The 9,251-nt window shown below is 65.2% G+C and carries 10 protein-coding genes and 1 pseudogene; 5 read left to right on the forward strand and 6 right to left on the reverse strand.

Annotated features, from left to right (window positions below; all coding sequences use genetic code 11):
* Positions 1-452 (reverse strand): non-homologous end-joining DNA ligase LigD (ligD, locus tag QOH60_RS05710; RefSeq protein ID WP_526418016.1); only part of this gene is annotated, 452 nt, incomplete at its 3' end.
* Positions 452-1,504 carry an ATP-dependent DNA ligase gene (locus QOH60_RS05715; RefSeq protein ID WP_526418033.1) on the reverse strand — a complete coding sequence of 351 codons (1,053 nt, stop codon included), beginning with the start codon at positions 1,502-1,504 and terminating at the stop codon, positions 452-454. The genes QOH60_RS05715 and ligD, both read right to left, overlap by 1 nt.
* A gap of 134 nt (positions 1,505-1,638) precedes the next feature.
* Between QOH60_RS05715 and QOH60_RS05720 the strand changes: the two genes are divergently transcribed.
* The 3 genes from QOH60_RS05720 to gluQRS all read left to right on the forward strand — a co-directional run bounded on the left by QOH60_RS05720 (position 1,639) and on the right by gluQRS (position 3,964).
* Positions 1,639-1,881, forward strand: a complete 243-nt coding sequence (locus QOH60_RS05720; protein WP_526418018.1) for a hypothetical protein — start codon at positions 1,639-1,641, stop codon at positions 1,879-1,881.
* A gap of 137 nt (positions 1,882-2,018) precedes the next feature.
* Positions 2,019-3,083: an ATP-dependent DNA ligase gene (locus QOH60_RS05725; protein ID WP_526418020.1), complete on the forward strand. Its 1,065-nt coding sequence runs from the start codon at positions 2,019-2,021 to the stop codon at positions 3,081-3,083.
* A complete protein-coding gene (gluQRS, locus tag QOH60_RS05730) occupies positions 3,080-3,964 on the forward strand; it encodes a tRNA glutamyl-Q(34) synthetase GluQRS (RefSeq protein WP_526418022.1) in 885 nt (294 codons plus the stop codon). Before QOH60_RS05725 ends, gluQRS begins: the two co-directional genes overlap by 4 nt.
* Here gluQRS and QOH60_RS05735 read toward each other — a convergent pair.
* From QOH60_RS05735 to tgt, 4 genes are all read right to left on the reverse strand, one after another.
* Positions 3,951-4,454 carry a hypothetical protein gene (locus QOH60_RS05735; protein ID WP_526418024.1) on the reverse strand — a complete coding sequence of 168 codons (504 nt, stop codon included), beginning with the start codon at positions 4,452-4,454 and terminating at the stop codon, positions 3,951-3,953. The genes gluQRS and QOH60_RS05735 overlap by 14 nt on opposite strands.
* Positions 4,455-4,539: 85 nt before the next feature.
* A complete protein-coding gene (locus tag QOH60_RS05740) occupies positions 4,540-5,751 on the reverse strand; it encodes a saccharopine dehydrogenase family protein (protein ID WP_526418026.1) in 1,212 nt (403 codons plus the stop codon).
* A 92-nt stretch (positions 5,752-5,843) separates the two neighbouring features.
* Positions 5,844-7,067, reverse strand: coding sequence for a cytochrome P450 (locus QOH60_RS05745; protein WP_526418028.1), 1,224 nt, complete (start codon positions 7,065-7,067; stop codon positions 5,844-5,846).
* A 5-nt stretch (positions 7,068-7,072) separates the two neighbouring features.
* Complete coding sequence (gene tgt / locus QOH60_RS05750; protein ID WP_526418035.1) at positions 7,073-8,269, reverse strand: tRNA guanosine(34) transglycosylase Tgt; 1,197 nt, start codon at positions 8,267-8,269, stop codon at positions 7,073-7,075.
* A gap of 127 nt (positions 8,270-8,396) precedes the next feature.
* Between tgt and QOH60_RS05755 the strand changes: the two genes are divergently transcribed.
* Positions 8,397-8,867 (forward strand): lipoprotein LpqH, encoded by a 471-nt coding sequence (locus tag QOH60_RS05755; protein ID WP_526418031.1) that lies wholly within the window; start codon positions 8,397-8,399, stop codon positions 8,865-8,867.
* Between the two features lie 178 nt (positions 8,868-9,045).
* Positions 9,046-9,251: pseudogene (locus QOH60_RS05760) on the forward strand (lipoprotein LpqH); the annotation flags it as partial.

A 9,251-nucleotide genomic window follows, 5' to 3' on the forward strand; every position in this document is an offset into this window, starting at 1 on the left:
GCCTCCTTGAATCCTGTGCCTGGCTGGGGATCCAAGTCGATCCGAAGCTCGTCGGGGTGCTCGGTGTCTGGGCATCGCACCTGCCACGGGTGCAGCGTGATCGTTCCCATCTGCGCGGCCCAGACGATCGACGCCGGGTGCGTGACCTTCAGCGCGTCGGCCGTCCGGCCCGACGGGAACGTGATGAGGCAGGTCTCGAGGTAGTCGGGATGATGCTGGGGCACCCGCTTCTGGTAGATCTCCTCGCCGTCAATGCCGTCGGGAAACCGTTGCAGATGTGTCGGCCGGTCCTTCAACGCCGCCAGCATCGGGCCCCGTCCAACCGCCAGATAGTAGTCCACCAACGTGCGCTTCGTCCCCTTCGAACCCAGCTTGGGGAAATAGATCTTGTCGGGATTAGTCAACCTGACGGCAATGCCGTCGACGTCGAGTTCTTCTGCGGGCGTTGCCATTACGACTCCAACACGTCGAACAGGTCGTAGTTGAGCGGCACCTCGAGCTGGTCGAACGTGCAGCTGCCGGGCTCCCGATCAGGGCGCCATCGAACGAATTTCACAGCGTGCCTGAACCGTTGGCCGTGTTCGGTGCTGCCCTCCATCTGGTCGTAGGCCACCTCTGCGACCTTCTCCGGCCGCACCGGTATCCATCGCTTGTCGGCCGCCGAGTTCCACCGGCTGGGGTCGCCGTCGCGCAGCTCGTCGCCCTCGCGCAATGGCTCGAGATCGGCCAGCAGCTTCAGCCGGTCCTTCACCGTGAAAGAGGCGGCGCCGCCGACCATTTGGAGCTCACCGTCCTCGCGGTACAGGCCGAGCAGAATCGATCCCACACCTTCGCCCGACTTGTGGATGCGGTAGCCGATCGCCACGCAGTCCGCGTCGCGCGCATGCTTGACCTTCACCATCTCCCGCTTGCCGGGGATGTACGGCCCGTCGAGGCGCTTGGCGATCACACCGTCAAGGCCCGCGCCCTCGAATGTGCTGAGCCACTTTGCGCCGAGCTCGGGATCTTCGGTGGTCCGGGTGACATGACACCACTTCTTCTCATGCACGGCTCCCGACAGCGCAACCCGCCGCACCCGGAACGGCTCGTCCATCAGCGAGGTGTTGCCGGACGCCAGCGCGTCGAAACCGATGAAGTGTGCCGGCGTCTGCTCGGCGAGCATCCTGATCCGGCTCTCCGCAGGGTGGATGCGCTGGCTCAGTGATTCCCAGTCCAACCGGACGCGGCCGCCGATCTCGCGCGGGACAACGATCTCGCCGTCGAGCACACATCGAGAACTCGTCTCGTCGCGAAGCGCCTCGAGCAGTTCCGGAAAGTACCGGCCGAGGTCCTTGCCGTTGCGCGATTGCAGCACGATCTCGTCGCCGTCGCGGAACATCAGCGCCCGGAACCCGTCCCACTTCGGCTCGAACGACCACACTCCGGGGTCGTCGGGCACCTTCGCCTGGGCCTTCGCGAGCATCGGGTCGACGGGTGGCTGCACGGGGAGGTCCACGATTTCCATACTCACGTAGACCGCCCGAGCCGGGCAATGTCATCGTGGCCTCCGCGACTCTTCAGGTTCACGCCCGGCGCTGGCGAAGGCGATATACGATCCCCGTTAGGTTTGCGGGAACCGAGCGATTTCAGGAGTTCGAGATGCCACAAATAGTCGGCAGCACGGTCGGAGGCGTGTTTCTGGTAGTCGTGCTCCTGAGCATTGTGTGTGCCATCGCCGCGTGGATCTTTTCGGATGCCAGGACGCATGCGCGCCGCGGTAGGCCGATCGTGTTCTCTACGGGCGCGTTTCGCCTCCGTACGCCGACGGGGTGGTTCGTTGCCTCGCTACTGATGCCTGAGCTGATCCTTCCTCTCTACATCGACAGCCGCGAATTCACCTGATCGGCTAGCTGTACCGCCTTAAACCGCGCCGAATTCTGCAGCAGGGCTGCAAAAACCGCGATCGAACAGCCCGTGTGCAGAAATCGATGCGAGACGCCGGACGAACTTGCCCGTCGCCTGAACGCGACAATGGGCAGGTGAAGCTGCCCGTGATGCCGCCGGTGTCGCCGATGCTGGCCAAGTCGGTCCGGGTCATCCCGCCTGAGGCTTCCTACGAGCCGAAGTGGGAAGGGTTCCGATCGATCTGCTTTCGTGACGGCGACGAGGTTGAGCTGGGCAGCCGCAATGAGCGCCCGATGACCCGCTACTTCCCCGAACTCGTCGCCGCGGCCACGGCCGAACTGCCGCGCAGGTGCGTCATCGACGGCGAGATCGTCATCGCCACCGACCACGGTCTGGACTTCGAGGCGCTCCAGCAGCGGATCCACCCGGCGGGCTCCCGGGTGCGGATGCTGGCCGAGCGGACGCCGGCGTCGTTCATCGCGTTCGACCTACTCGCCCTCGGTGACGACGATCTCACGGCACGCCCGTTCACCGAGCGTCGTGCCGCGCTCGTCGACGCCATCCGCGTCGGTCCCTCGTTCCACGTGACACCAGCATCCACCGATCTGGCGACCGCGCAGCGCTGGTTCGACGAGTTCGAAGGAGCCGGTCTCGACGGCATCATCGCCAAGCCGCTTACGATCACGTATCAGCCGGACAAGCGCGTCATGTTCAAGATCAAGCACGAGCGGACCGCGGACTGTGTCGTCGCCGGCTATCGCATTCACAAGTCGGGCGAGGGGGCGATCGGCTCGCTGCTGCTTGGCTTGTACAAGGACGGCGGCGACCTCGCATCGGTCGGTGTGATCGGTGCCTTCCCGATGGCAGAGCGCCGGCGTCTATTCACCGAATTACAGTCTCTGGTAACGAGTTTCGACCAGCACCCGTGGAACTGGGCCGCGCATATGTCGGGCGAACGGACTCCGCGGCGCAACGAAGGCTCGCGCTGGAACGCGGGCAAGGATCTGTCGTTCGTCCCGCTGCGACCGGAGAGGGTCGTGGAGGTGTGCTACGACCACATGGAGGGTGAACGCTTCCGCCACACCGCTCAGTTCAACCGCTGGCGTCCCGACCGCGACCCCCACTCCTGCACCTACGAGCAGCTCGAACAGCCGGTCACGTTCAGCCTCGCCGCCATCGTGCCGGGCCTCGGCCTATGAACCCCGCAGGTCGTTTCGCGCCCAGCCCGTCGGCCGACCTGCACATCGGCAACCTTCGCACCGCGATCCTCGCGTGGCTGTTCGCGCGGTCCACGGGCCGTCGCTTTCTGATTCGCGTCGACGATCTCGACGATCGCACCTTCCCCGAGATCGGGGCGCGCCAGCTTGAGGACCTCGCCGCGATCGGTCTTACTTCGGACGAGCCGCCGGAATGGCAAAAAGATCATCGGGACCGCTACGACGCCGTCGTCGCGCAGCTCGACGAGCGCGGGCTGCTCTACGAATGTTATTGCAGCAGAAGGGACATCCAGCAAGCTCCGCGAGCGCCGCACGCACCGCAGGGTGCCTACCCGGGGACGTGCCGTGACCTGACTGCGGCGCAGCGGTCGCAGCGGCGCGCACAGATCGGAAGGCCACCGGCTCTAAGGCTCCGGGCCGACGTCACTGAGTACACCGTGCACGACCTGCTGCACGGCGATTTCACAGGTGTGGTCGACGACTTCGTGGTGCGCCGGGGCGACGGGGTGGCGGCCTACAACCTCGCGGTCGTCGTCGACGACGTAGCCCAGGGCGTCGACCAGCTGGTACGCGGTGACGACCTGCTGGCGTCGTCGCCGAGGCAGGCTTATCTCGCTGACGTTTTCGGCTACCCGCAGCCTGCCTATGCGCACGTGCCGCTGGTTCTTAATGCAGACGGCGCACGGCTGGCCAAGCGCGACGGCGCCCTGACGCTGGCCGAAATCGGCGTCGATGCGGCGTTGGCCGCAATCGCGGCGTCGCTCGGGTTCACCGCCCAGACGGTCGATGGGATGCTCGACGAGTTCGACCCGGCGCGGCTACCGCACGAACCGTGGATCTACCGCGGCATCAGGCCGCCGTGAGCCACCAGCCGTACAACTCGACTGGGTCGCGGCCGCCCGCCGACGCCACGACGAGGTCGGCTGTTCTGGTCCATACCACCGTTGGTGCGCCCTGGCTTGGCCCGCGGAATGTTCCGCACCAGACCATTCCGCCGTTCCAGGCAGTCGGTGCTGAATCAATCGATCCCAGGCAGGGAACCGGATCACTGCTTCGCGTAAGCGAGTCGAACGCCTTGTTCATATCGTCGGCATTTGCGTACAGGGAATAGATCACGGCAGTGGGTCCTCCCGGCGGGCTCTTCGAGCAACCGACTCTTGCGATCGCGGCGTCATACAGCTTGCTGACAACGCATTCCGTGAGCCCCGGGGCCACGATTGCGAGGAGCTTGTCGTTGTTGGCCGGATCTGCGTCGCGAGGCTCAGCATTCGCTGGTGCAGAAAGGCCGAAAGTCGTGGCGGCTAGGAGGCACAGCGCCGCCGCCGAGAACGCGTGCCGAAACGATCTTGACATGGCGACTCCACTGTTGGCCCTTCTTCAGTGAAGAGCGAGTACCACATGGTAGGCCGCTGACAGCAAGCTCACTGGCGTTTGTCCCTCAGGGCGCCAGCTCCTGAATGCCCCATGGCGCCCCGTAATCCGCGAGCAACTCGAGGAACGGCAGCGAGTCAAACGCCTCCGGCCCGAGCACGCCAGTACCGCTCCACACCCCGGTCGCTAGAAGTTCAAGCGCGACAACGGGATTGACGGCCGTCTGCCACACGACACACTGGTGGCCATACTCGGACATCGACCACTCGTTGTCGACGACGTTGTACAGGTACGTCGAGCGCGGGTTGCCATCCATGCCCGTGCCGGTCACCCACAACCCAGCGCACGTCTTGCCGCGCATCTTCGGCCCCAGGTCCGCAGGGTTGGGCAGGCACGCGGCGACGACGTCGCGCGGGCTCACCTTCACGCCGCCGGCGTCGACCTTCTCCGTGCGATCCAGTCCGAGCTTGTGCAGCGTCTTGAGCACGTCGATGAACTCCGCGCCCAACCCGTACTTGAACGTCACCCGCTTGCACTTGACCCAGCGCGGCATCAGCACCACTTCTTCGTGCTCGACGTTGACGCACTCGACGGGCCCGATGCCGGCGGGGAAATCGAAAAACTCAGGCTCGCTGAACGGTTCGGTGGTGAACCAACCTTGGCTGGCCTCCCATATCAACGGCGGATTCAGGCACTCCTCGATCGTGGTCCAGATGGAGAACGACGGCGCGAAGTCGTATCCCTCGACGTGGAGATTGGCGCCGTCGCGGGTGCCGAGCTCGTTGATTTCGCTGAAGAGGTGGTCCTGCGCGTAGCGAGCGAACACGTCGGACAAGCCCGGCTCCACACCCATTCCGACCAACGCCAGCCGGCCCGCATCGGTCCAACGGTTGCCGGCCGCAAACTGGTCGTCGCCGAGCTTGACGCCGGTGAGCTTGTACGGCTCGTCGGGGTGGGGCGCCGAAAGGCTCATCGCCATGTCGAGGTAGTCGGCGCCGCCGTCGAGCGCGCCGTCGAAGATCGGCATCACGAACCGCGGGTCCACCGCGTTCATCACATGGGTGATCTCGTGGGTCCGCACCAGCTCGGCGACCGACGCGGCCGACGACGCGTCGACCTTGGACGACGAAAACCGGCCGTCGGAAACGGATTCCGCTGCCGCGGTGGCTCGCGCCTCGTCGTAGTCGCAGACCACCAAGCGGTCGAAAAAGGGGCGACGCGCGGCGATCGCGCAGAACGCCGAGCCGACGCCGCCAGCACCGATCAGCAGGATTCGCATGCGCTCGACCGTATCGCGCCCGCCGAAACTGCGGGGAGATCGTCGTTATCCGCGATTTCGCGATCTCCCAGCAGTCTCGGCGACGAGGGGGACTAAAAGGCGACCGGGAGGCTCGACATGCCCCGCAGCGTCACGTTCGGCTTGTACTCGGGCTCGCCCGCCAGGCGTGCGTCGGGGAAGCGCGCGGTGACCGCCGTCAACGCCGCGGCGGCCTCCAGCCGGGCCAGTGGAGCGCCGAGGCAGAAGTGCGGACCGTGCCCGAATGCCAAGTGGCGAAGGGACTTCCGTTCGGGATCGAATTCGTCGGGCCGCTCGTTGGCATCGGCGTCGTGTTGAGCGGCGGCCAGCAAGAGCATCATCATGTCGCCCTTGGGCACGGTCACGTCGCCGATGGTCATCTCCTCAGCTGCAACGCGCCCGATCATCTGCACGGGAGGGTCGTAGCGCAGAGTCTCCTCGACCACTGCGCCCGCGCGCGACGGATCACTGGTCAACATTGTCCACTGCGCCGGATGACGCAGCAGCGCCAGGATCGCGTTCGCGATCAGGTTGACCGTCGTCTCATGCCCCGCGACGAGCAGGAGGTTGCACGTCGCGACGATCTCTTCCTCGGTCAGCTGATCGCCAGCCTCTTCGACGGCGATCAGGCCTGACATCAAATCGTCCCCAGGATCGCCGCGGCGCTCGTCGACCAGGTTCCTGAGGTACTCCCGCATCCACAACGCTGCGGCCATCCGCTCAGCGAAACTCTCCGAGGGCTCGCCGGTGAACGCGACGAACGGGTCGAGCGACTGGGCCAACAGCGCCGACGCCCGGCTGAACTCTGGTTCGTCCTCGATCGGCACACCCAGCAGCCGGCAGATCACCGCCACCGGGAGCGGATACGCGAGGTCGGAGATCACCTCGAAGGTGCCGCGGCCTTCGACGTCGTCGAGCAGGGAGCTCACCAGCCCGGTGATATACGGCTCAAGCTCCCTGACCACTCTCGGCGCGAATGCCTTGCTCGCCAGCTTGCGCAGCCGCGTGTGATCGGGCGAGTCGAGGAACAGAAAACCCGGCTTGCCGAACGGGCGCGTCGTGACGCCTGCCGCGATGTTTCGTTTTGCAACAGTCGATTTCATGCCGTCGCTCGCCGACGCCGGGTGGCGCAGCACCGCGTCGCAGTCGGTGAACGAGCTGAACACCACCAGATTGGCATCCGGGAGTTGCAGTGGGCCGCGGTCCCGCAACTGCGCGTACACCGGGTACGGGTCGGCCCGAACCGACGGATCGAGCAGCTGAAGCAGTAATGCCTGGGAATCCGCGAGCGTCGTCATGGTTTCTATCTTGCCCGCGTCGAGTAGTACCGGCCGAGGACCTGCTCACGCAGGTCGTCGAACCGGCCGTCGTAGATCGATTCACGGATCTGGTCGACGAGCCGAATCACGAACCGCTCGTTGTGGATCGTGCACAGCACCGCCGAGAGGATCTCCTTGCTCTTGAACAAGTGGTGCACATACGCGCGCGTGTAGTGAGCGCACGTGTAGCAGTCGCATTCGGCGTCGATCGGCGTGAAGTCGCGCCGGTAGCGCGACCCGGTGATGTTGAACCGACCAGTTGCCGAGTAGACCGCGGCGTTGCGCGCCACCCGTGACGGCGAGACACAGTCGAACGTGTCGGCGCCGGCGGCGACCGCCGCGAAGAGGTCGTCGGGCTCGCTGATCCCGAGCAGATGCCGCGGCTTGTCGTCGGGCAATTCCTCGGTGACCCAGCCGACGATCGTCGCAAGGTTCTGCTTCTCCAACGCGCCGCCGATGCCGTAGCCGTCGAACCCGCGCCCGTCAGGTCCGGTGATCGTCGTCAGGCCGCGTGCGGCGGCCCGGCGCAGATCCTCGTACTGTGCGCCCTGCACCACTCCGAACAGCGCCTGGGTCCCTCGGCCGAGGCGGTCGTGTTCGGCCACGCAGCGCACCGCCCACTCATGGGTGCGCTGCACCGAGCGCTCCTGATAAGCCCGGGTGTTGACGAGAGTGGTGAGCTCGTCGAACGCGAAGATGACGTCGGCGCCGAGCTGGTGCTGGATGCGCATCGACAGCTCAGGCGTGAACCGGTGCGACGACCCGTCCAGATGCGATCTGAACGTCACACCGTCGTCGTCGACGACGGCCAGTCGCTCTTTGCCCTCCGCGATCACGTCATCGGCCTGCACCCGGTCGGTGTCCATGGCGAGGACCTTGCGGAAGCCTGCGCCCAGTGACAGCACCTGGAAGCCGCCGCTGTCGGTGAAGGTCGGTCCCGGCCAGTTCATGAACGCGCCGAGGCCGCCTGCCTCCTCGACGATGGAAGGGCCGGGTTGCAGGTAGAGGTGATACGCGTTGGCCAGAATCGCCTGTGCGCCAAGCTCTTTCATGGCCTCGGGCAACACGGCCTTCACGGTCGCCTGGGTGCCGACAGCGATGAATGCGGGGGTGTGGATGTCACCGTGCGGAGTGTGAATCACCCCGCAGCGTCCCAGCCGGTCAGGCAGCCGAGCGGTGATGGCGAAGGAATCTCGCTGCTGCCCGAGCACGGATCTTATTGAACCAATCCACGCGATCTACTTTCCGTTAACGTCCGGCGCCGATAGATTTGCCAGGTCATATGCCAAGCGGAATCGAGGTGGGGCGGTGCAGAACCGATTCGTCGTTATCGTCGGGGCCGTGTCATGCGCCCTGGGCCTGGTGAGCTGCTCGTCAGGTCCCGCCAATTCACCCCAGCCGAAGGGTTCTCTGCCGATCGTCACAGCGGAGGTCATCGTGAACGGGCAGCCCGCCGGGACGACGCACGAGATCAAGTGCTCACAGGACGGGTGGAACCACACCTTCGAGACCGGCAATAAGGATTCCGGGGTGACGATGGTCGTCGACACCGAAAAGGCGCCCATCGCGAGGTCGGTGACGCTCAACAACATCGGCGGGTTCACCGGCACTGCCTGGCAGTACCAGCAGGCAGACAACTCGTGGACGAACCAGATGGGCGAATCGACGGCCACTGTCATCGGCACCACGTTCAAGGTCAGCGGAACGGCCAAAGGGGCGGACACCGCCGATCCGAACAAGGGCACCGATGCCACCTTCGAGGTCAGGGTGAACTGTTAGCAGATGCGCGATTGCCTGAAGCGTCAGTAGTTTCGAACGCTCTCACACCACCCCCGACTTGATGTCGGTTGTCAGCTTTTTCCGGCAAACGCCTGACCTGCAAAAGTTGAAACACCATACTGCTTGACGATGGGTCCGTTGATCTTGACGGGTCACGCCAAACAAAAGGAGAACAGTGGTGAAGCGTGGGTTCGTGATCGCCGTCGGTGGTACGGCCATCGTGGTTGCAGGGCTGAGCGGCTGTGGTGGCAACAAGTCAGGCGGTGGCAGCAGCAGCGCCAGCGCCAGCGCCACCCAGTCGGTGTCTGCGTCTGTGCCCGGGGGCGGGGGCGCGTCGGTGGGCACAGGAAAGGCCACGGTCAAGGTCGACGGAAACGACCAGAA

This window comes from Mycobacterium sp. (assembly GCF_032159765.1).
GTDB lineage: Bacteria > Actinomycetota > Actinomycetes > Mycobacteriales > Mycobacteriaceae > Mycobacterium.